The organism is Limnohabitans parvus II-B4 (assembly GCF_003063455.1).
GTDB classification, from domain to species: domain Bacteria; phylum Pseudomonadota; class Gammaproteobacteria; order Burkholderiales; family Burkholderiaceae_C; genus Limnohabitans_A; species Limnohabitans_A parvus.
In genome coordinates this window covers 277,206-298,330 of the sequence record NZ_NESN01000001.1, presented here as the reverse complement: position 1 = coordinate 298,330, position 21,125 = coordinate 277,206, and the positions used below count along the sequence as shown (strand labels likewise).

Sequence of the window (21,125 nt, the reverse complement as noted above, 5' to 3'; positions counted from 1 at the left end):
GCCTGAGATGAATCCAGCGCTGCGTTTGCAGCGCGCATTACAAGGGTGGGTCGTGTTCGGCCTGCTTGGCTTTGCGCTGCTGCCTTGGTATTTTTTGCAACAAATGGGTTTGGCCGAGGCCATGCCCGGCATCTGGCTTGGAGCAGGGGCCGGTGCCGAAACGGCCAGCGCTGCCGTGCAGGCACTGCAACACGGTCGGCCTTGGTTGTGGTCAGGTCTGGCGGGTTTGCTGCTGTGTGGCCTGGCCGTGCTGCGACCTTGGCCTGCCCGCCAGCAAGGCGGCTTGTTGTTGCTGGGCAGTCTGCTGGGTTTGCTGGGCCTTTTGGGCAGCGGCTTTGCCATCGGTGCCACAGGCTGGTCTTTTGAATCTCTGGAGGCCTTGTGGGGCGCTTTGCCCACCGGCCAATACGGCATGGGCTGGGGCGCTGCCGTGGTCTTGCTCAGCCTGGTGGTGTTGCTGGGGGCGGCGCTGGCCCGTTTGGGCGCGTTTCGGGGTGATGTGTTTGTGGCCGCCGCCGTGGTGCTGTGCAGCGCCTTGCTGGTGCTGTTCGTGGTCTATCCGGTGCTGCGCTCTTTGGTGGCCGCCTGGATAGACGACACCGGGGCCTATGCCTGGGGGCACTTGTTTGAGCGTGTGGCCACCGAGCGGGTGTGGGGCCTGGGCTGTGTGCAAGGGGCGGGGCGCTGCGGCGTGGCCTGGAACACTTTGTGGCTGGCCTTCATCACCGCCACCGGCACCACGATCATGGGCACTTTGCTGGCGCTGTGGGCCGAACGGGGCGGCACACGCTTGTCCAAACCGCTCAATATTTTGGCCATGCTGCCCATCATCACGCCCCCCTTTGTGGTGGGCTTGGGGCTCATCTTGTTGTTTGGCCGTGCGGGCTTGTTCAACCAAGCCTTGGAATGGGCCTTTGGCATCGAGCCCGGGCGCTGGTTTTATGGCGTGTTTGGCATCTGGCTGGCACAGATGTTCGCTTTCACGCCGATTGCCTTCATGATCATGCGCGGCGTGGTGCAGGGCGTGAGCCCCAGCATGGAAGAGGCCGCGCAAACCCTGCGCGCCAGCCGCATGCAAACCTTCTGGACGGTGACGCTGCCCCTGCTCAAACCTGGGCTGGCCAATGCGTTTTTGGTGGGCTTCATCGAGAGCATGGCCGACTTTGGCAACCCCATCATCCTGGGCGGGCAGTATGCGGTGCTGTCCACCGAAATCTTTTTCGCCATCGTGGGCGCAGCGCTGGACCCCGGCATGGCCGCTGCGCTGGCGCTGGTGTTGACCGGCTTTGCGCTGGCGGTGTTTTTTGTGCAGCGCCGGGTGCTCTCGGGCAGCAGCTTTACCACCGTCTCGGGCAAAGGCGATGCGGGCGTGGCCATGGCTTTGCCGCCAACGGTGCTGCGCGTGTGCCGCAGCGTGGCGGGCCCGTGGCTCTTGTTCACCGTGGTGGTGTATGTGTTTGCCTTTGCGGGCGGCTTTGTGCAGACCTGGGGGCGTGACTTTACCTTCACGCTGGCGCACTTCAAAACCGCGTTCGATGTGCAGCAGGGCGAGTTTGGCTGGGTGTTTGCGGGCACGGCCTGGAAGTCGCTGTTCACCACGCTCAGCCTCTCGGCCATGGCCGCACCCATTTGCGCGGGCGTGGGCTTGCTCATGGCCTGGCTGCTGGCCCGCACCGAGTTCCGGGGCAAGGCGGCGTTCGAGTTTTCTGCATTGCTGACCTTTGCCATTCCGGGCACGGTGTTGGGTGTGAGTTACATCCTGGCCTTCAATGTGCCGCCGGTGGAGCTGACAGGCACCGGGCTGGTCATCGTGCTGTGTTTTGTGTTCCGCAACTTGCCGGTGGGCGTGCGGGCGGGCACGGCGGCCTTCAAGCAGCTGGACCGGTCTCTCGACGAAGCCTCGCAAATGCTGCGGGCCAGCACGCTCACCACGCTGCGCCGGGTGGTGCTGCCGCTGCTCAAACCTGCCCTGGTGGCGGCGTTGGTCTACAGCTTTGTGCGCTCCATGACCACGGTGTCGGCGGTGATCTTTTTGGTCACGGCGCAGTACGAGCTGGCCACCACCTACATCATTGGCCGCGTGGGCAATGGCGACTATGGCGTGGCGCTGGCGTATTGCACGGTGCTCATGGTGCTCATGTCGACCATCACCTGGGGCATTCAAAAGCTGGTGGGCCAGCGGCAGCTGGGGCGGCGTGCTGCATCCACCTCGGCGGCTTGATACAAGGATTCAACACCATGGGCATTCAATTCAAACAAGTCACCAAACGTTATGGCGGCGCTGACTCGCCGCTGGTGGTTCAGGGCATCGACTTTGTCGTGCCCAAGGGCAGCCTGACCACCATCCTCGGGCCGTCGGGCTGCGGCAAAACCACCACCTTGCGCATGATTGCTGGGCTGGAAGCGCCCTCGGGCGGGCAGATCGTGATCGACGGCGTGGACGTGACGCACCTGGGCCCGTCCGAGCGCAATGTGAGCATGGTGTTTCAGAGCTACGCCCTGTTCCCGCACATGAACGTGATCGGCAACGTGCGTTATGGCTTGGACGTGAGCGGTGTGCACAAGGCCGAAGCCTTGGAGCGTGCCCAAAAAAGCCTGGCCTTGGTGGGGCTGGCGGGTTACGAAGAGCGCCTGCCCAGCGAACTGTCGGGCGGTCAGCAGCAGCGTGTGGCCCTGGCCCGCGCTCTGGTGCTGGAGCCCTCGGTGTTGCTCTTTGACGAGCCGCTGTCCAACTTGGACGCCCGCCTGCGCCGGTCCATGCGCGACGAAATCCGCCACCTGCAGCAGCGCTTGGGCCTGACGGTGGCCTATGTCACGCACGACCAAAGCGAAGCCTTGGCCGTGAGCGACCAGATCATCGTCATGGAAGCCGGGCGCATCGCCCAAGCGGGCACGCCGCAAGACCTGTACGAACGGCCCGCATCGGCTTTTGTGGCCGGGTTCATGGGGGAGGCAGTGCTGTTTGACGGCCAATCGCTCGCCGATGGTTCGGTGCAGGTGGGTCCACTGCGCTTGTTGCCACGCCATGCGGTGGCCCCGGGTGCTGCGCGTGCGGCGGTGCGGCCCGAGGCCTGGTTGGTCGGGCGCGAACTGTCGGGCGGCGAAAGCCTGCCGGGCAGCTTGTGTGCAGAGCTCAAGCAATGGTCTTACCTGGGCAGCTTTGTGGAGCTGACCTTTGACACCGAGCTGGGCCCGGTGTTTGTGGTCTCGCCCGAAGTCGAGCGCGACTGGCGCATCGGCCAAGTGCTGGCCCTGAGCTTACCGGGGCGTGGTGTGTCGGTGGTGGCGGTTTGAACGTTTGTTCATGGGTAGGTCGGCGGCTATAGCCCCGACATCGCCTACCGCAAACATTTTTCGGAGCTGAAGCTTCGACCTACGGCCCCTTGAATGGGGCTAATAAAGGAAGTCATTTGATGAGCAAAGACGTGGTGTTTGACCTGGGTGGCGTGGTGTTCCGTTGGGAGCCGCTGGTGGTGTTGCAAACGCTTTTTCCGGAGCAAGTGACCAATGAAGCAGTGGCAAAGCAGTGGGCGGGTGAGATTTTTCAGACCTTTCACCCCGACGCCGACTGGGCGCTGTTTGACCTGGGCCGGATCGAACCCGAGCCGCTGGCCCAACGCATCGCAGCCCGCACCGGACTGGCAGAGGCCGATCTGCGGCACTTGATCGCCAGCATCCCCGCGCACCTGTTGCCCATCCCCGGCACGGTGGAATTGATTCACGAGCTGAAAGCGCAAGGCCACAGGCTGTACTTTTTGTCCAACATGCCCGCTGGCTATGCCGACCATCTGGTGCGGTTGAACCCCTTCTTCAACCAGTTTGACGACGGCATCTTTTCAGCGCATGTGCAGCAGATCAAACCGCTGCCCGATATTTTTGCCACGGCCCAAGCGCGGTGGTCATTGCGTGGCCAGCCGGTGTTCACCGACGATGTGCAGCACAACATCTATGCCGCTGAGCAACATGGCTGGCATGGCATCCGTTTTGAGACACCGGAGCAGGTGAGGGCGGCTTTGGTGGTTAAAGACTATTTAAGCGCCTGATTGCGCCCCATATTTGCGCGGACCTCGACGCATCGCCAGCAGGCTGGCCCTACATCGATGAGGATTTTTGTAGGAGCTTGCCTGCAAGCGATCTCAGTTCTTCGCCCCGTGCGCCAAAGCCCGCTCGCGACTTGCCGCAAGCGCCTTCGCATCCGGCGCTGACAAATCCCAGCCCTGCATGTGCCCCAGGCTGATGTCGGCCAAAGCCTCGATCCACTGGGCGTGGTTGTTCAGGCAGGAGATGTAGCTGAAGCCCTCGCCGCCCGCGTGCAAAAACGCTTCTTGCGCTTCTTGCTGGATTTCTTCCAGCGTTTCCAAGCAGTCGCTGGTGAAGCCCGGGCAGATCACGTCCACCTTCTTCACGCCTTGCTGCGCCATGGCGATCAGCGTGGGTTCGGTGTAGGGCTCCAGCCACTTGGCTTTGCCAAAGCGGGACTGGAAGGTGAGTTTGTATTGGTCTTTGCTCAGGCCCAGCGCTTCGGCCAGCAGGCGACCGGTTTTCATGCACTCGCAGTGGTAGGGGTCGCCCAGTTGCAGGGTGCGCTCGGGCACGCCGTGAAAGCTCATGACCAATTTCTCGGCCTGGCCGTGGGTGGCCCAGTGCTCGCGTACCGTCTGCGCCAGCGCGGCGATGTAGCGGGGGTCGTCGTGGTAGCGGTTCACAAAACGCATCTCGGGCACCAGCCGGGTTTTCAGGCCCCATCGGTAGACCGCATCGAACACGCTGGCGGTGGTGGTGCCGCTGTACTGCGGGTAGGCGGGCACGATCAGCACGCGCTGCACACCTTCGGCTTTGAGGGCGCTCAGTTGCGCGGGTATGGACGGCTGGCCGTAGCGCATGGCGTAACGCACCGTCACGCTGTGGCCGCGTTCTTGCAGCGCAGTGCCCAGCGACTGGGCTTGTTGTTCGGTGAACACTTTGAGCGGCGAGCCGCCTTCGGTCCAAATGCTGGCGTATTTGGCGGCCGATTTTTTGGGGCGCACGCGCAAGATGATGCCGTGCAGAATCAACCACCAGATGGGTTTGGGAATTTCAACCACGCGGCTGTCGCCCAAAAATTCGGCCAGGTATTTGCGTAGGGCTGGGGCTGTGGGGGCGCTGGGTGTGCCCAGGTTGCAGTACAAGACAGCCGTTTTGGCGGCCTGACCATGCTGAAAGGAGGGTTCTTTGTTGAATGCCATGTCGGGTATTCTCCCTCACCATGCTCGACATTCCACGCATCCGCGCCATTACCCTTGATCTGGACGACACCTTGTGGCCCGTCTGGCCCACCATTCACCGCGCCGAACAGGTGCTGACCGATTGGCTGGGGCAGCACGCGCCCGCCACCGCGGCGCTGTCCAACCAGCCCGATCTTAAAAAGCAAATCCGCGCTGATATCAACGCCCGTCATGCCGATCGGGCGCACGATTTGTCTTTTTTGCGGCTCGAAGCGATCCGGGCCATGCTGCTGCAAGCGGGTGAGCCAGGGCATTTGGCGGAGTCCGCGTTTGAAGTCTTTTTTGCCGAGCGTCAGCGGGTGGATTTGTTTGACGACGCGCTGCCCGCGCTGGCCTTTTGGAGTCAGCGCTACCCGGTGGTGGCGCTGTCGAATGGCAACGCCGATGTGCACCGCGTGGGCATTGGCCAGCACTTTCATGCCAGCGTGAGCGCCAAATCATTGGGCGTGGCCAAGCCGGATTGGCGCATTTTTGTGGCGGGGGCCGAGGCCGCAGGCGTGGTCCCGCACGAGGTGCTGCACATTGGCGACGACGCGCATGCCGACTGTGTGGGAGCGTTGGCCGCAGGCATGCAGGTGGCCTGGCTCAACCGCGAAGGCCACGACTGGAGCCACGGCGACACGCGCCCACACTTGGAAGTGCGAGACTTGCACGCGCTGTGTGCCTGCTGGCCTGAATACACACGCTGAGGAGAACGATATGACTTTGAAAATTTACGGCATTGGCGCTTCCCGCGCCGTGCGGCCCCTGTGGGCCGCTCTTGAACTGGGCGTTCCTTTTGAGCTGGTCGCCACGCCTTACCAGGGCGGCGCCACCCGCACCCCCGAGTTTTTGGCGATCAACCCGAACGGGCACATCCCGGCCGTGGTGGACGCGCGCCCCGAGGGTGACGTGACGGTCTGGGAAAGCATGGCTTGCGCCCTCTACATCGCCCGTGTGCACGGCCAGGCCAACGGCCAAACGATCACGCCCGCCACGCCCCGCGAAGAAGCCGAAGCGCTGCGCTGGAGCTTTTGGACGGTGACTGAACTGGAAGCTGATGCGCTCACGGTGCTGATGCACCGCCTGGCCATGCCCGAAGACCAACGCAAGCTCGAGCTGGCCGACAAGGCCGAAAGCCGCCTGAAAGTGCCGCTGGCCGTGCTGGAAAAACACCTGCAAGCCCAGCACGCCAAAGGCGAGGCTTACTTGGCCGCCAACCGATTCACTGTGGCCGACGTGTGCGTGGCGAGTGTCGCCAGCTGGATTCGCCCAGCGGCTGCGCTGCTGGCGCAGTACCCGGCGGTGTCGGTCTGGCTGCACGCTTGTGTAGAGCGGCCAGCACAGAAGCAGGCGCGGGGGATGAAGTAGGAGCTTGCCTGCAAGCGATTTTTGTGATCGCATGCGCTTTTATCGCCAGCAGGGCTGGCTCCTACAGCTGGCCTCAGAACCGCCCCAACGCCTGCATCTTCCAAGCCAGCCACAGCTTGCGCAACGGCGTGAGCGCGATGCGCTGGTGCAGCACCTGAAAACCTGAGGCTTCGATCTCGCGCAGCAAGGTGCGGTAGATGCTGGCCATCATGAGGCCGGGTTTTTGGGCGCGGCGGTCCGCCGCAGGCAGCAGGGCCAGGGCTTCGTCGTACAGGGCGTGCGCGCGTTCGGTCTGGAACTTCATCAGCGCGGTGAAGTTGTCTGAATACGTGCGCTGAATCAACTCATTGGCCTTGACGCCAAAGCGTTGTTGTTCGTCCAGCGGCAGGTAGATGCGGCCGCGCAGGGCGTCTTCGCCCACGTCGCGGATGATGTTGGTCATCTGAAAGGCCAGGCCCAGCTTGTGGGCGTACTGGGTGGTGGCCTCGTCGGTTTGGCCAAAGACGCGGGCGGCGACTTCGCCCACCACACCGGCCACCAAATGGCAGTATTGGGTCAGGCCCGCAAAGTCCAGGTAGCGGGTTTGGTTCAGGTCCATCTGGCAGCCGTCGATCACGGCCATCAGGTGGCGGCTTTCGATGCCGAACGGCTGGATGTGCGGCATGAGCGCGTGCATGACCGGGTGGCTGGGTTGGCCGGCATAGGCTTGCTGCACTTCTTTTTGCCACCAGCCGAGTTTGGCGGCGGCCACGCTGGGGTCTTTGATTTCGTCGACCACGTCGTCTACTTCGCGGCAAAACGCATAAAAAGCGGTGATGGCGGCACGGCGCTCTGCGGGCAGGAAGAGGAAAGCGTAATAAAAGCTGCTGCCCGAGGCGGCAGCTTTTTGCTGGACGTAGTCTTGCGGGTTCATGGGTGGGGATTCTCGCACCCAAATGCGGGGCTCAAGGCGTGTCTGTACCCGACAATTTTTGGAACAACCGGCCCAGAGTCGAGGGGGAACCCAGACCCATGGCGATTTGCCACATCAGCTGGCGCATTTCATGGCGTGGCATTTTGACGCGCTGGGTCAAAGCCAAAGGCCCGGTTTGTCGCAACAGGGTCACAGTGCGTATGCCGATCAGGGCGGGCAATGCGCTGGCCAGCCGCAGGCGCAGCGGCTTCAAAGCCATGGCATAGCGCATGCCATCGGCCAGTTGCGCTTGGGTCCGGTCGAGCCATTGGTTGTAGAGCGGTGTCAGGGTGTTCAAGGTGTCTGCATGCCCGGTGTGTGCGGCTTGGGCCAGCAGGTCGGGGCTCAGGCCGACTGTGGCCAAAGTTTCTGCAGGCCAGTAGCAACGCCCGGCGGCCAAATCGGCCCCGGCATCACGCAGGATGTTCAGGCGCTGTAGGCCCATGCCGTATTGCCGCCCGATGCGCATCATTTCTTGTTGTTCCAGCCGCGCATACCCGGGCAGATGGCGCGCACACAGCTCGGTCCAGAACTCGCCCACGCAACCGGCCACCAGCCAGGTGTATTCGTCGAGCTCAGCTTCGGTGTTCAGTGCGTGCAGTCCGGGGCCAAAGCGGGCCATGTCCAGTTGCTGGCCTTGCGTGATGTGTCCCAGCACTTGGCGCACGCTGGCCTGATCGTCTTTGCCAAGCGTTTGCAACAGTGGCAAGCATTGCGGCAGCGATTGCATCAGGGCGCGTTCGTGTGGGTCGGTTTGTTGCGCAGCAAAGGCCTGGGTGAGCGGGCTCAGGTCATGCGTTTGCCGCGCACCTGTGCCTGGCGACGTGATGACTTGGTTCATCCGGTTCAGCAAATGCTGGCGTTCATCCAAGGGCAGGGCGGTGGTGTCGGCGACCGTGTCGGTGGCGCGTGCCAACAGGTACCCGATGGCCACAGGCGCCTGCAGTGGGCCTGGCAACAGCCGGATGGACAGGTCAAACGAGCGCGACACATGGCGCAAGAGTTGCCGGTGTTCCGGACTCAGGCGGGCGTGTTTATGGCGTTTGAATAGAGCTTGCTTGAACATGGTCAATGGCGATTGTCGCTTGACATGGACGGTGACTTTGAATAGATTACTAACCAGTCAGTCATTATTATTTCCCGGAAATCCCATGCCCTCTACTTTGTCACTCGCCACCCGGCGAGTTTTGCGTTTGTGCGCCGTTGCTGCTTTTGTGACTACTTTGGTAGGCTGTTCCAAGACCGAGGCGCCCAAAGAGCCCTTGCGCGCGGTCAAGGTCTTCACGATTTCGGGTGGTGCGCTCAATGTCGAAGGTGAATATTCGGCCGAAGTGCGCTCACGTGTGGAGTCTCGGCTGGGTTTTCGGGTCGCAGGCAAGCTGGTGCAGCGCAGTGCGGAGCAAGGGCAGCGCGTGGCGGCAGGTCAGGTCTTGGCCCAAATGGATGCGCAGGACTACCAGCTGGCAGCGCAAGCGGCTTTGGCGCAAGTCAGTGCTGCTCAAAGCCAGCGCGATCTGGCGGCGGCAGACTTCAAACGGTTCGAAGCCCTGAAAGTGCAAAACTTCATTAGCGGTGCAGAACTGGAGCGTCGCGACGCCACCCTCAAAGCAGCAGATGCCGCCTTGAACCAGGCAAAAGCCCAGGCCCAAGCCCAAAGCAACCAGGCGGGTTATGCCCGTTTGACGGCCAGCCATGCCGGTGTGATCACGGCGGTCGAAGCCGAAGTGGGGCAGGTGGTCTCGGCAGGTCAGCCCGTGTTGCGTTTGGCGCACGATGGTCCGCGTGACGCGGTGTTTGCCGTTTCCGAGCAAATGGTTTTGGCCCTGAAAGTGGGCCAACCGATGCAGGCCACATTGGTCAGCACGGGTCAAACCCTGAAAGGCAAAGTCCGTGAGCTGGGTGCCAGTGCCGACCCGGTCACGCGCACCTATGCCGTCAAATTGGCGCTCGACGCGTCAGAGCGCTTGCCTTTGGGGGCCACAGTCAACGTGCTGGCCGCCGGATTGCTGGGCAGCCAGAGCCCCGTGATCAAGTTGCCGACCAGCGCGCTGCGTCAGGAAGGACAAGGCACCGTGGTGTGGCTGTTGGACGAAGCCAGCATGACCGTGAACACCCAGGCGGTGCAGGTTGGGCGCGTGGATGGCAACGAAGTGGTCATCACTTCGGGCCTCAAGCCGGGGCAAAAAGTGGTGAGTGCAGGTGTGCACGTCTTGTCGCCAGGCCAGAAGGTCACGCTCTACGGGGCTGCGGTCAGCGGCGTGGCCCCTGACGCACCTGCATCTGTGCCCGCATCCGCACCCGCATCTGCCGCATCCACAGCCCAACGGTGATCGCATGAGCAGCACCGAAAAACCTTCATTCAACCTCTCGCGCTGGGCGCTGGAGCACCCGGCCCTGACCCGCTACCTGATGGTGGTGCTGATGCTTTTGGGCATGGCGTCTTACTTTCAGCTGGGCCAAGACGAAGACCCGCCTTTCACGTTCAGGGCCATGGTGGTGCGGGCCTATTGGCCGGGCGCGACCGCTGAACAGGTGGCCGAGCAGGTGACCGACAAGTTGGAGCGCACCCTGCAAGAGGTGCCTTTCGCCGACAAGATTCGCAGCTATTCCAAACCGGGCGAAGCGCAAATCATTTTTCAGATCAAGGACAACTCCAAACCCGGTGATGTGCCTCAGGTTTGGTACACGGTGCGCAAAAAGATCGGTGACATGCGTGGTAGCTTGCCGCAAGGTGTGGTCGGCCCGTTCTTCAACGACGAATTTGGCGATGTGTATGGCGTGATCTATGCCCTGAGTGGCCAAGGCTTCACGGCCGCCGAGGTCAAGACCGAAGCAGACAGCCTGCGTCAAGCCTTGCTGCGTGTGCCTGATGTGGCCAAGGTGGAGTTGTTTGGTGCGCAAGACGAAAAGGTCTTTGTCGAGGTTTCTCAAAAGAAGCTGGCCCAAATGGGCCTGGACATGGGGGCGGTGCTGGCCCAGCTGAACCAGCAAAACGCTGTGGAGTCGGCCGGCAGTGTGCAGTCGCCTGCCGATGTGGTGCAGGTGCGTGTGGGCGGCCAGTTCCAAAGCCTGGCCGATTTGCAGGCCATGCCGATCCGCGGCGCCTCGGGCACGCAAATTCGCTTGTCGGACATCGCGACGGTGACCCGTGGCTACTCGGACCCGCCTTCTGTCAAGGTGCGTCATGAGGGGCAGGAAGTGATTGGGCTGGGCGTGTCGATGGCCAAGGGCGGCGACATCATCGCCCTGGGCCAATCTTTACGCCAAGCGGTGGCTCTGGCGCAAAGCAGCTTGCCCGCAGGCATGACCTTGACACAAGTGCAAGACCAACCGAGCGCCGTGTCCAACTCGGTCAACGAGTTCATCAAAGTCTTGATCGAGGCGGTGGTGATCGTGCTGGCGGTGAGTTTTCTGGCACTGGGCCTGCACAAGCGACCCGGTAGCCACCCTTTGTGGCGTCGCTGGACGCTCGACATCCGCCCCGGTTTGGTGGTGGGCATCACGATTCCGTTGGTGCTGGCTGTGACCTTTTTGGCCATGCATTACTTTGGCATTGGCCTGCACAAAATTTCGCTGGGCTCGCTCATCATTGCTTTGGGACTGTTGGTGGACGACGCGATCATTGCCGTGGAGATGATGGTGCGCAAGATGGAAGAGGGCTACGACAAAGTGCGTGCCGCCACTTTTGCGTATGAGCTGACGGCCATGCCCATGCTCACCGGCACCTTGATCACGGCGGCGGGTTTCTTGCCGATCGGCATGGCCAAGTCCATGACGGGCGAATACACCTTCGCGATTTTTGCGGTCACGGTGGTGGCTTTGCTGGTCAGCTGGGTGGCCTCGGTTTACTTTGTGCCTTATTTGGGGGCCTGGCTGCTCAAGCCGCCAGCGCATGCTGTGTCGGCCGAGCACCTGGATTCGGCCGAGATGTTTGACACGCCGTTTTATCGGCATTTCCGCACTTGGGTGACGTGGTGCGTGACGCACCGCTGGAAGACGATCGGCATCACCGTGTTCTTGTTTGCCATGGGCATTGTGGGCATGGGCAAGGTGCAGCAGCAGTTTTTCCCGGATTCCAGTCGCCCGGAAATCTTGGTTGATTTGTGGCTCCCTGAAGGTTCACCTTTCAAGGCCAGTGAAGACATGGCCAAACGGGTGGAGCAACGCTTGGCGCAAGAAGACGGCGTCAAGTCGGTCACCACCTGGGTCGGCTCGGGTGTGCCGCGCTTTTATTTGCCACTGGACCAGGTGTTTCCTCAGACCAACGTGTCTCAGTTGATCGTGCTGCCCAAGGATCTGAAAACCCGTGAAGTGCTGCGCGCCAAGCTGCCCGCTTTGCTGGCGCAGGAGTTCCCCGAAATCCGTGGTCGCGTCAAGTTGTTGCCTAACGGCCCGCCTGTGCCTTACCCCGTGCAGTTTCGCGTGGTGGGTCCGGACCCCAAGGTCTTGCGCCTGAAGGCCGATGAGATCAAGGCCGAGATGCGCCAAAACGCCAATACCCGGGGCGTGAACGACAACTGGAACGAGTCGGTCAAGTCGGTGCGCTTGGAGGTGGATCAGGCCAAAGCGCGTGCATTGGGCGTGACCAGCCAGTCCATTGCCCAAGCTTCGCGGACCTTGTTGAGCGGCTCGACCGTCGGCCAATACCGCGATGGCGACAAGTTGATCGACATCGTGCTGCGCCAGCCTTTGGCCGAGCGTGACGCCTTGTCCGATCTCGGCCATGCCTATGTGCCCACGGCATCCGGCAAGTCGATTCCACTGCTGCAAATCGCCACCCCGGTCTTTGCCTGGGAGCCAGGCGTGATGTGGCGCGAGGGTCGTCAATACGCGATCACGGTGCAGTCTGACATCGCCGAAGGTCTGCAGGGTGCGACCGTCACGGCGCAGTTGTTGCCCGCCCTCAAAAAGACCGAAGCCACTTGGCAAGGCCAAGGCTTGAGCGGTTATCGCATTGAAGTGGCGGGTGCTGTGGAGGAAAGCTCCAAAGGCTCCGCCTCGATTGCGGCGGGCGTGCCGGTCATGCTGTTCATCACCTTCACCTTGCTGATGCTGCAGTTGCAAAGCTTCAGCCGTGCCATGCTGGTGTTCTTGACGGGCCCCTTGGGCATGGCGGGTGTGGCCGGCGCTTTGCTGGTGCTCAACCGACCGTTTGGCTTTGTGGCACTGCTCGGCGTGATTGCGCTCATGGGCATGATCCAGCGCAATTCGGTGATCCTGATCGACCAGATTGAGCAGGATCGGGCCTCTGGCGTGGCACCCTGGCAAGCGATTGTTGAGTCGGCCGTGCGGCGTCTGCGACCGATCGTGCTGACGGCGGCGGCGGCTGTTTTGGCCATGATTCCCTTGTCACGCAGCATCTTTTGGGGCCCGATGGCGGTCGCCATCATGGGGGGCTTGATCGTGGCCACGGCGCTCACCTTGCTGGCATTGCCTGCGATGTACGCGGCTTGGTTCAGGATTCCGCGACCAAATGAATCCCATGCCTGAAATTGGACAATTGAAGCGGCTAAAATAGAAAGTTGACCGATTTCAACCGGGCGGTCAGGTGTGTCAGGCAGCTTTGGGGCTGAAGGGCAGGCCTGACGCCCTTTTTGTTTGGACCTGCGCGGGTGGCGAAATTGGTAGACGCACCAGGTTTAGGTCCTGACGGTGGCAACACTGTGCGGGTTCGAGTCCCGCCCCGCGCACCAACCGACTTTTGGCCAAAGGGGTAACCCGGCGGCATGAGAGAAATTCATTTAACCGAGAACGACGATGACAGTGACTGTTGAAACCCTTGAAAAGCTGGAACGCAAGATCACCCTGACTGTGCCCGTGACGGCCATCCAGTCCGAAGTGGATGCCCGCCTGAAGAAGATGGCTCGCACCGTCAAGATGGACGGTTTCCGTCCAGGCAAAGTACCTATGAACGTGGTCGCTCAGCGCTATGGCTACTCGGTTCAGTACGAAGTCCTGAACGACAAAGTGGGCGAAGCTTTCTCTGTGGCCGCCAACGAAGCCAAAGTGCGCGTGGCCGGTCAGCCCCGCATTTCCGAAAAAGAAGGCGCGCCTGAAGGCGAGTTGAACTTCGAAGCCATCTTCGAGGTGTATCCCGAAGTCAAGCTGGGTAACCTGGCCGACACCGAAGTCGAAAAATTGACCGCTGAAGTCTCTGATGCTGCCATCGACAAGACCGTGGACATCCTGCGCAAGCAGCGCCGCACCTTCGCCCAGCGCGCCCAAGACGCCGCTGCACAAGACGGCGACCGCGCCACCATCGACTTCGAAGGCAAGATCGACGGTGAAGTGTTCTCCGGCGGCAAAGCCGAAGACTTCCAGTTCATCTTGGGCGACGGCCAGATGCTCAAGGAATTCGAAGACGCTGTGCGCGGCATGAAGTCCGGTGAAAGCAAGACCTTCCCATTGGCTTTCCCCGCCGATTACCACGGTCAAGATGTCGCTGGCAAAACTGCCGACTTCTTGGTCACCGTCAAGAAAATCGAAGCCGCGAACCTGCCTGAAGTCAACGAAGCACTGGCCAAGTCTTTGGGCATTGCCGATGCGACTGTTGAAGGCCTGCGCGCCGACATCCGCAAAAATCTCGAGCGCGAAGTGAAATTCCGCCTGCTGGCCCGCAACAAGCAAGCCGCCATGGACGCTTTGGTCGCCAAGGCCGAGTTGGACCTGCCCCAGGCCATCGTGCAAAGCGAAATCGAGCGCCTGAAAGAAGGTGCCCGTGCCGACTTGAAGCAACGTGGCATCAAGGACGCCGACAAGGCCCCGATCCCTGACGACATCTTCCGCCCTCAAGCCGAGCAGCGCGTGCGCCTGGGCTTGGTGGTGGCCGAGGTCGTGCGTGGCAACACCCTGCACGCCAAACCAGAGCAAATCAAGGCCCACATCGAAGAGCTGGCCGCCAGCTACGAGCGTCCGGACGACGTGGTGCGTTGGTACAACAGCGACAACCAGCGTCTGGCCGAAGTCGAAGCCGTGGTCATTGAGAGCAATGTGTCCGATTTCGTCCTGGCCCAGGCCAAAGTGGTCGAAAAAGCCATTACTTTTGAAGAGTTGATGGGGCAACAGGCCTGATCGGTCTTTGAATCCTTGAAATCCCATGAGCGTGGGGCTTGTGCCGGGCTTGCAGTCTGGCTCACAAGCCCCATCTCTTTGGTGGGGTTGAAAACCCGGTTAAAGTCATCCATGAATTTTCTGGAGAAAAGATGAGCGCACTGGACATCACAAATTTGGGCATGGTCCCCATGGTCGTCGAGCAGTCGGGCCGTGGCGAACGGGCCTATGACATTTACTCGCGTTTGCTCAAGGAGCGCGTGATCTTTTTGGTGGGTGAGGTCAACGACCACATGGCCAACCTGATCGTGGCCCAGTTGCTGTTTTTGGAGAGCGAAAACCCTGAAAAGGACATTTCCCTCTACATCAACTCGCCCGGTGGTTCGGTGAGCGCCGGCATGGCGATCTATGACACCATGAACTTCATCAAGCCCGATGTGTCCACCTTGTGCAACGGCATGGCCGCCAGCATGGGTGCGTTTTTGCTGTCTTCGGGTGCCAAGGGCAAGCGTTTTTCGCTGCCCAACTCCAAGATCATGATTCATCAGCCTCTGGGCGGTGCACGCGGCCAAGCCACCGAAATCGAGATCGCGGCGCGCGAAATCGTCAAAACACGTGCGCACCTCAACCGCATCCTGTCCGAAAACACCGGTCAGCCGCTGGAAAAGATCGAACTCGACACCGAGCGCGACTATTACCTGTCTGCAACCGAAGCCAAAGACTACGGTTTGGTGGACGAAGTCATTTCCAAACGCGCTTGATGGCGGCCGGGCTTTCCGGCACCCTGGCTGACGGCGTTTACCTCCAAAGGTGAGCGCCGTTTTTCTTTCGTTATCATTGACGAATTCCGGATTCCGAGGCGACATTTATGGCCGATAAAAAAGGCTCAAGCACTGAAAAAAACCTGTTCTGCTCCTTTTGCGGCAAAAGCCAGCATGAGGTTAAAAAGCTGATCGCAGGTCCGTCGGTGTTCATTTGCGACGAGTGCATTGACTTGTGCAATGACATCGTGCGCGATGAACTGGCCACCACCGTGACCGAAGGCGGTAAAGAGGGCTTGCCTACGCCGCTGGACATCAAAACCAACCTCGACAACTACGTGATTGGCCAGGAAAAGGCCAAACGCAGCCTGGCGGTAGCGGTGTACAACCATTACAAACGCCTCAAGCACAAAGAGGGCGCCAAGAAAGACGATGTCGAATTGGCCAAGAGCAACATCTTGCTGATTGGCCCCACTGGTTCGGGCAAAACCTTGCTCGCGCAAACCATGGCCCGCATGCTGGACGTGCCCTTTGTCATGGCCGACGCCACCACCCTGACCGAAGCGGGTTATGTGGGTGAAGACGTCGAGAACATCGTGGCCAAGCTTCTGCAGACCTGCAATTACGACGTCGAGCGCGCCCAGCGCGGCATCGTCTACATCGATGAGATCGACAAGATCACCCGCAAGTCAGACAACCCTTCGATCACACGTGACGTGTCGGGTGAGGGTGTTCAACAGGCCTTGCTCAAGCTGGTCGAAGGCACCATGGCCAGCGTGCCCCCTCAGGGCGGTCGCAAACATCCCAATCAGGACTTTTTGCAGATCGACACGACCAACATCTTGTTCATTTGCGGTGGCGCTTTCGCAGGGCTTGAAAAAGTCATTGAAAACCGCACCGAATCTGGCGGCATCGGTTTTGGCGCGACGGTCAAGAGCAAAAAGCAACGCTCACTCACCGATGTGTTCAACGAAGTCGAGCCCGAAGACCTGATCAAGTTCGGCCTGATTCCCGAGCTGGTCGGCCGTTTGCCTGTCGTGGCCACTTTGGCCGAGTTGACAGAAGACGCCTTGGTGCAAATCCTGACCGAGCCTAAAAATGCCGTTGTGAAACAGTTCACCAAACTGTTGGCCATGGAAGGCGTTGAACTTGAAGTTCGTCCCAATGCACTGAGCGCCATCGCACGCAAGGCGCTGGTGCGCAAGACAGGGGCCCGGGGTCTGCGCTCTATCATGGAGCAGGCCTTGATCGATACGATGTTCGAATTGCCCAATGCGGTGAACGTTGAAAAAGTGGTGGTGGACGAGTCCGTCATCGATGACAACAAGCCACCGCTGCTGGTTTACCGCGAGTCGGCCAAGCAGGCTTGACCCACATGCACTGCAACCCGATGAATACCCCTTCGCATCAATGGGTTGAAATCGGTGGTGCAGCATCCATGTGCAGCTGAATTGACCTGAGGGACACACCATGTCTGGACACACACCTTTGCCGCCCACCCTGATCGAACTGCCCATGTTGCCGCTGCGCGATGTGGTGGTGTTCCCTCACATGGTGATTCCTTTGTTTGTGGGTCGCCCCAAGAGCATCAAGGCCCTGGAGTCGGCCATGGCCGCCGAGCGCCGAATCATGCTGGTGGCTCAAAGGACAGCGGCCAAAGACGAGCCCGCGATCGACGACATGTTCGATGTGGGTTGCGTCTCGACCATTTTGCAAATGCTCAAGCTGCCTGACGGTACCGTGAAGGTGCTGGTTGAAGGCCAGCAACGTGCGCTGGTCAAGTCGATTGTGGATGGCGAAGCGCATTTTGTGGCCACGGTGACCCCGGTGGACCCCACCGCCGAGCAGTCCGAGCCCAGCAGTGAAATTGAAGCCCTGCGCCGTGCGGTGATGCAGCAGTTTGACCAGTACGTCAAACTCAACAAAAAGATCCCCCCCGAGATCCTGACCTCGATTTCCAGCATTGACGATGCCGGTCGCTTGGCCGACACCATTGCGGCCCACTTGCCCCTTAAATTGGAGAACAAGCAGCAAGTGCTGGATTTGGCCAGCATCAAGGCGCGCCTGGAAAACCTGTTTGCCCAGTTGGAGCATGAGGTCGACATCCTGAATGTGGACAAGCGCATCCGTGGCCGCGTCAAGCGCCAGATGGAAAAGAACCAGCGCGATTTCTATCTGAACGAGCAAGTCAAAGCCATCCAGAAGGAACTGGGCGAAGGCGAAGAGGGCGCTGACATCGAGGAGATCGAGAAGAAGATCAAGACCGCCAAGATGTCGGCTGAAGCCCTCAAAAAGGCCGAGGGCGAGCTCAAAAAGCTCAAACTGATGTCGCCCATGTCGGCCGAGGCTTCGGTGGTGCGCAACTACCTCGAAGTGCTGACCGGTTTGCCTTGGAGCAAAAAAACCAAGCTCAAGCATGACTTGGCCAATGCTGAAGACGTGTTGAACCAGGACCACTTCGGGCTGGACAAAGTCAAAGACCGCATTCTGGAATACCTCGCGGTGCAGCAGCGCGTGGACAAGGTCAAGGCACCCATTTTGTGCCTGGTCGGACCACCCGGAGTGGGTAAGACCTCGCTGGGGCAATCGATTGCCAAAGCCACAGGGCGCAAGTACGTGCGCATGGCCTTGGGCGGTATGCGTGACGAGGCCGAGATTCGTGGCCACCGCCGCACCTACATTGGGGCCTTGCCCGGCAAGGTGCTGCAAAACCTGAACAAGGTGGGCACCAAAAATCCATTGTTCCTGCTGGATGAAATCGACAAGCTGGGCACGGATTTCCGGGGTGATCCTTCGAGCGCTTTGCTGGAGGTGCTCGACCCCGAGCAAAACCACACTTTTGGGGACCATTACGTCGAGGTCGACTTTGACTTGAGCGATGTGATGTTCGTGGCCACGTCCAACTCGATGAACATCCCTTCGGCCCTGTTGGACCGAATGGAAGTTATTCGCTTGTCGGGTTACACCGAAGACGAAAAAACCAGCATCGCCATGAAGTATTTGCTGCCCAAGCAGATGACCAACAACGGAGTCAAGGAATCCGAGTTGAACGTGACCGAAGAGGCGGTTCGCGATGTGGTCCGTTATTACACACGTGAAGCCGGTGTGCGTTCGCTCGAACGCGAACTGGGCAAGATCTGCCGCAAAGTGGTCAAGGCCTTGCTGCTCAAGCAAATGACGCCTCAGGTTGTGGTGAACACTGATAATCTGAACGACTTTTTGGGCGTACGCAAGTACACCTACGGCCGTGCAGAGCAAAAGAGCCAAGTTGGCCAGGTGGTCGGTTTGGCCTGGACCGAGGTCGGCGGCGATTTGCTGACCATCGAAGCAGCCCTGATGCCCGGTAAAGGCGTCATCACCCGCACTGGTTCGCTGGGCGATGTGATGAAGGAATCGGTTGAGGCCGCTCGCACCGTGGTGCGCAGCCGGTCCCGTTTGTTGGGCATCAAGGACGAGGTCTTTGAAAAGAAAGACCTGCACATTCACGTGCCCGACGGTGCGACACCCAAAGACGGGCCGAGTGCAGGTGCGGCGATGACGACTTCAATGGTGTCTGCCATGACCGGTATACCGGTGCGTGCAGATGTTGCCATGACCGGCGAAATCACGCTGCGCGGTGAAGTGACGGCCATTGGTGGCTTGAAAGAAAAGTTGTTGGCTGCTTTGCGGGGTGGCATCAAAACCGTGTTGATCCCTGAGGACAACGTCAAAGACCTGCAAGACATTCCTGAAAATGTGAAAAATGGTTTGGAGATCGTGCCCGTTAAATGGATCGACCAGGTGCTGGACGTCGCCTTGGAAGCCAAGCCCGTGCCCTTGAGCGAGGAAGAGGTAGCAGCGGTCACGGCTGTTGCTGCCAGCCCCAAAGCCGAAGCGGTGAAACATTGATGCAAAATTTCCTGCCTCTGTCCAAAAGAGGTGGGAAATGGCGCTATAATTCTTGCATTGCAGCGAACAAAGCATACAATGCTGAATTCACTGATACGCGGGAATAGCTCAGTTGGTAGAGCGCAACCTTGCCAAGGTTGAGGTCGCGAGTTCGAGCCTCGTTTCCCGCTCCAAACATTGAAAGAAGTGCCAACATCTTTCAGCCAAAAAGGGAAGCAAATGCTTCCCTTTTTTGTCAGTTTTTTTCAGGCGTTTGTTCTCTTGAAATCTGGCGCGGTAGCAAAGCGGTTATGCACCGGATTGCAAATCCGTGTAGGTCGGTTCGACTCCGGCCCGCGCCTCCAGAAAAATTAAAATTAAGGCTTTCAAGTCTCAAAAATACAAGACAAGCGATGTATAATTTGAGTCTTGCAAACGCGGGAATAGCTCAGTTGGTAGAGCGCAACCTTGCCAAGGTTGAGGTCGCGAGTTCGAGCCTCGTTTCCCGCTCCAAACATTGAAAGAAGTACCAACGTCTTTCAGCAAAAAGGGAAGCCCAAAGCTTCCCTTTTTTGTAAAATTTCTCGAAATTTGGCGCGATAGCAAATCGGTTATGCAACGGATTGCAAATCCGTCTAGCCCAGTTCGACTCTGGGTCGCGCCTCCAAAAACAAAGCCGCTACAGCGCAAGCTGTAGCGGCTTTTTTATCGGGCTGAAGCAATTGGCCCGCGCGACCCACACCGTGCACCTTCCGCGCCGTAGAGCTCAGCATGGGGCACATCGCTTGCCAGCCTGAAGAAGTCACCAGCCTTGAAGCGTTTGACCTGATCGCCCACCGTCAGCCAATACTCGCCTCGGGCCACGTAAGCGCTGACGTCAAAGGGGTGGGTGTGGGTGGCCAGTTCCAGTTGGGGCGCCCATTCTCGGACGATGATTTCGTCAAAGCCTTCTTCCAAAGATTGGTCTGTGAAGCTCTCAAATGTGGGTGTGCTCATGGGGTGCCCTCTGGCGCAAGGGGGTGAATAGGGCACATCGTGGCGCATTCAGGGTCGGTTTGTCCAGCCAGGTGGTGACACCCAAGGATATTGGGGGAGGGTGATTGTGCTGATTGCTTGTCAGCCCCGAAAAACAGCACATTCTGTGGCTTAATAACGCTTTGCATTTTTTATCTGGAGCCACCCATGGGCAACAAAATCGTTACCGAAGCCGATCGTAAATTCACAGCACCTCTGCCAGCATTGCCCGGCGTGACCTTGCGCACCCATGGCCGTGGCCAGCGCGTGAGCCTGGAGCGTGGTGTCGCCACGCGCAGCAAGAAGAATCCAGGCAAGCGCTCGAAAAAAGGCGGTTGATTGCGTCTGGGTCCGGTGTGAGCCGATCCTTGACTGCCCCAAGCCACTGATTTTTCAGTGGCTTTTTTGTTGGTTCGCACAAAACGTGGCGTCTGTCGAACTGACTCGGTCAAATTGAAAAGAGAGTCTGTGATGGTAATTTCTTACGCATCTGTTTTGGTGGCCGGTTTGATGCCGATGGTTTGTGCGGGCATTGCCAAGTCCGGTGCCAAAGGCTACAACAACCACGACCCCAGGGCTTGGTTGGCACAACAAACGGGCTTCAGGGCCAGAGCCAATGCGGCGCAAGCCAACTGTTTTGAGGCCTTCCCCTTTTTTGCCGTAGGTGTCGTGCTGGCACTGCTGACGGGCGTTGATCCGTGGGTGGTGGACATGCTGGCTGTGCTGTTCGTAGCTGCACGGATCGCTTATGTCGCTTGCTATTTGGCTGACAAGGCTTTGTTTCGGTCTGTTTTTTGGGCTGTGGGCTATTTCAGTGTCATCGCTTTTTATGTCCTGGCCATGCAGAACTTGCAGATGGCTTGAGGC

The 21,125-nt window shown here is 59.7% G+C and carries 17 protein-coding genes and 5 tRNA genes; 18 read left to right on the top strand and 4 right to left on the bottom strand.

Annotation, left to right across the window (positions count from 1 at the left end):
• Positions 1–7 precede the first annotated feature (7 nt).
• The 3 genes from B9Z37_RS01395 to B9Z37_RS01385 all read left to right on the top strand — a co-directional run bounded on the left by B9Z37_RS01395 (position 8) and on the right by B9Z37_RS01385 (position 4,043).
• On the top strand, positions 8–2,221 hold the full coding sequence (locus tag B9Z37_RS01395) for an ABC transporter permease (RefSeq protein WP_108311263.1): 2,214 nt from the start codon (positions 8–10) through the stop codon (positions 2,219–2,221).
• A 17-nt stretch (positions 2,222–2,238) separates the two neighbouring features.
• The gene (locus B9Z37_RS01390; RefSeq protein ID WP_108311262.1) at positions 2,239–3,294 is read left to right on the top strand and encodes an ABC transporter ATP-binding protein; all 1,056 of its coding nucleotides are present in this window, start codon (positions 2,239–2,241) and stop codon (positions 3,292–3,294) included.
• 119 nt (positions 3,295–3,413) lie between these two features.
• On the top strand, positions 3,414–4,043 hold the full coding sequence (locus B9Z37_RS01385; RefSeq protein ID WP_108311261.1) for an HAD family hydrolase: 630 nt from the start codon (positions 3,414–3,416) through the stop codon (positions 4,041–4,043).
• A 93-nt stretch (positions 4,044–4,136) separates the two neighbouring features.
• Here B9Z37_RS01385 and hemH read toward each other — a convergent pair whose 3' ends face one another.
• Positions 4,137–5,225: a ferrochelatase gene (gene hemH, locus B9Z37_RS01380; protein WP_108311260.1), complete on the bottom strand. Its 1,089-nt coding sequence runs from the start codon at positions 5,223–5,225 to the stop codon at positions 4,137–4,139.
• A 20-nt stretch (positions 5,226–5,245) separates the two neighbouring features.
• Here hemH and B9Z37_RS01375 point away from each other — a divergent pair, with 20 nt between their 5' ends.
• Entirely contained in the window at positions 5,246–5,953 is a 708-nt protein-coding gene (locus B9Z37_RS01375) for an HAD family hydrolase (RefSeq protein ID WP_108311259.1), read from the top strand.
• 10 nt (positions 5,954–5,963) lie between these two features.
• Positions 5,964–6,614, top strand: coding sequence for a glutathione S-transferase family protein (locus tag B9Z37_RS01370; protein ID WP_108311258.1), 651 nt, complete (start codon positions 5,964–5,966; stop codon positions 6,612–6,614).
• Between the two features lie 73 nt (positions 6,615–6,687).
• Here the strand turns inward: B9Z37_RS01370 and hpnD are convergent, their stop codons facing one another.
• Positions 6,688–7,527, bottom strand: a complete 840-nt coding sequence (gene hpnD / locus B9Z37_RS01365) for a presqualene diphosphate synthase HpnD (RefSeq protein WP_108311257.1) — start codon at positions 7,525–7,527, stop codon at positions 6,688–6,690.
• A 31-nt stretch (positions 7,528–7,558) separates the two neighbouring features.
• Positions 7,559–8,632, bottom strand: a complete 1,074-nt coding sequence (locus tag B9Z37_RS01360; RefSeq protein WP_108311256.1) for a phytoene/squalene synthase family protein — start codon at positions 8,630–8,632, stop codon at positions 7,559–7,561.
• 85 nt (positions 8,633–8,717) lie between these two features.
• Between B9Z37_RS01360 and B9Z37_RS01355 the strand changes: the two genes are divergently transcribed.
• From B9Z37_RS01355 to B9Z37_RS01305, 11 genes are all read left to right on the top strand, one after another.
• Positions 8,718–9,896 (top strand): efflux RND transporter periplasmic adaptor subunit, encoded by a 1,179-nt coding sequence (locus tag B9Z37_RS01355; protein WP_108311255.1) that lies wholly within the window; start codon positions 8,718–8,720, stop codon positions 9,894–9,896.
• A 4-nt stretch (positions 9,897–9,900) separates the two neighbouring features.
• Complete coding sequence (locus tag B9Z37_RS01350) at positions 9,901–13,056, top strand: efflux RND transporter permease subunit (protein ID WP_108311254.1); 3,156 nt, start codon at positions 9,901–9,903, stop codon at positions 13,054–13,056.
• A gap of 116 nt (positions 13,057–13,172) precedes the next feature.
• Positions 13,173–13,259: transfer RNA gene (locus B9Z37_RS01345), tRNA-Leu, on the top strand.
• A 64-nt stretch (positions 13,260–13,323) separates the two neighbouring features.
• Positions 13,324–14,637, top strand: coding sequence for a trigger factor (gene tig, locus B9Z37_RS01340; RefSeq protein ID WP_108311253.1), 1,314 nt, complete (start codon positions 13,324–13,326; stop codon positions 14,635–14,637).
• Positions 14,638–14,768: 131 nt separating this feature from the next.
• Positions 14,769–15,377, top strand: coding sequence for an ATP-dependent Clp endopeptidase proteolytic subunit ClpP (gene clpP, locus B9Z37_RS01335; RefSeq protein WP_108286758.1), 609 nt, complete (start codon positions 14,769–14,771; stop codon positions 15,375–15,377).
• Positions 15,378–15,484: 107 nt separating this feature from the next.
• Positions 15,485–16,747, top strand: a complete 1,263-nt coding sequence (gene clpX, locus B9Z37_RS01330; RefSeq protein ID WP_108311252.1) for an ATP-dependent Clp protease ATP-binding subunit ClpX — start codon at positions 15,485–15,487, stop codon at positions 16,745–16,747.
• Between the two features lie 100 nt (positions 16,748–16,847).
• A complete protein-coding gene (lon, locus tag B9Z37_RS01325) occupies positions 16,848–19,265 on the top strand; it encodes an endopeptidase La (protein WP_108311251.1) in 2,418 nt (805 codons plus the stop codon).
• Positions 19,266–19,362: 97 nt separating this feature from the next.
• Positions 19,363–19,438: transfer RNA gene (locus B9Z37_RS01320), tRNA-Gly, on the top strand.
• A gap of 97 nt (positions 19,439–19,535) precedes the next feature.
• A tRNA-Cys gene (locus tag B9Z37_RS01315) sits at positions 19,536–19,609 on the top strand.
• A gap of 72 nt (positions 19,610–19,681) precedes the next feature.
• Positions 19,682–19,757: transfer RNA gene (locus tag B9Z37_RS01310), tRNA-Gly, on the top strand.
• A gap of 80 nt (positions 19,758–19,837) precedes the next feature.
• Positions 19,838–19,911: transfer RNA gene (locus tag B9Z37_RS01305), tRNA-Cys, on the top strand.
• Positions 19,912–19,949: 38 nt separating this feature from the next.
• Here B9Z37_RS01305 and B9Z37_RS01300 read toward each other — a convergent pair.
• Entirely contained in the window at positions 19,950–20,240 is a 291-nt protein-coding gene (locus B9Z37_RS01300; RefSeq protein WP_108311250.1) for a cupin domain-containing protein, read from the bottom strand.
• A gap of 186 nt (positions 20,241–20,426) precedes the next feature.
• Here B9Z37_RS01300 and B9Z37_RS14395 point away from each other — a divergent pair, with 186 nt between their 5' ends.
• Together B9Z37_RS14395 and B9Z37_RS01295 are read left to right on the top strand one after the other, a co-directional pair.
• Positions 20,427–20,597, top strand: a complete 171-nt coding sequence (locus B9Z37_RS14395; RefSeq protein WP_167394290.1) for a hypothetical protein — start codon at positions 20,427–20,429, stop codon at positions 20,595–20,597.
• 132 nt (positions 20,598–20,729) lie between these two features.
• Positions 20,730–21,122, top strand: a complete 393-nt coding sequence (locus tag B9Z37_RS01295; RefSeq protein ID WP_108311249.1) for an MAPEG family protein — start codon at positions 20,730–20,732, stop codon at positions 21,120–21,122.
• Positions 21,123–21,125: the final 3 nt, after the last annotated feature.

Coding starts and splice junctions, on each gene's coding strand:
- B9Z37_RS01395 (WP_108311263.1), top strand. CDS start 8: ATGAATCCAGCGCTGCGTTTGCAGCGCGCATTACAAGGGTGGGTCGTG.
- B9Z37_RS01390 (WP_108311262.1), top strand. CDS start 2,239: ATGGGCATTCAATTCAAACAAGTCACCAAACGTTATGGCGGCGCTGAC.
- B9Z37_RS01385 (WP_108311261.1), top strand. CDS start 3,414: ATGAGCAAAGACGTGGTGTTTGACCTGGGTGGCGTGGTGTTCCGTTGG.
- hemH (WP_108311260.1), bottom strand. CDS start 5,225: ATGGCATTCAACAAAGAACCCTCCTTTCAGCATGGTCAGGCCGCCAAA.
- B9Z37_RS01375 (WP_108311259.1), top strand. CDS start 5,246: ATGCTCGACATTCCACGCATCCGCGCCATTACCCTTGATCTGGACGAC.
- B9Z37_RS01370 (WP_108311258.1), top strand. CDS start 5,964: ATGACTTTGAAAATTTACGGCATTGGCGCTTCCCGCGCCGTGCGGCCC.
- hpnD (WP_108311257.1), bottom strand. CDS start 7,527: ATGAACCCGCAAGACTACGTCCAGCAAAAAGCTGCCGCCTCGGGCAGC.
- B9Z37_RS01360 (WP_108311256.1), bottom strand. CDS start 8,632: ATGTTCAAGCAAGCTCTATTCAAACGCCATAAACACGCCCGCCTGAGT.
- B9Z37_RS01355 (WP_108311255.1), top strand. CDS start 8,718: ATGCCCTCTACTTTGTCACTCGCCACCCGGCGAGTTTTGCGTTTGTGC.
- B9Z37_RS01350 (WP_108311254.1), top strand. CDS start 9,901: ATGAGCAGCACCGAAAAACCTTCATTCAACCTCTCGCGCTGGGCGCTG.
- tig (WP_108311253.1), top strand. CDS start 13,324: ATGACAGTGACTGTTGAAACCCTTGAAAAGCTGGAACGCAAGATCACC.
- clpP (WP_108286758.1), top strand. CDS start 14,769: ATGAGCGCACTGGACATCACAAATTTGGGCATGGTCCCCATGGTCGTC.
- clpX (WP_108311252.1), top strand. CDS start 15,485: ATGGCCGATAAAAAAGGCTCAAGCACTGAAAAAAACCTGTTCTGCTCC.
- lon (WP_108311251.1), top strand. CDS start 16,848: ATGTCTGGACACACACCTTTGCCGCCCACCCTGATCGAACTGCCCATG.
- B9Z37_RS01300 (WP_108311250.1), bottom strand. CDS start 20,240: ATGAGCACACCCACATTTGAGAGCTTCACAGACCAATCTTTGGAAGAA.
- B9Z37_RS14395 (WP_167394290.1), top strand. CDS start 20,427: ATGGGCAACAAAATCGTTACCGAAGCCGATCGTAAATTCACAGCACCT.
- B9Z37_RS01295 (WP_108311249.1), top strand. CDS start 20,730: ATGGTAATTTCTTACGCATCTGTTTTGGTGGCCGGTTTGATGCCGATG.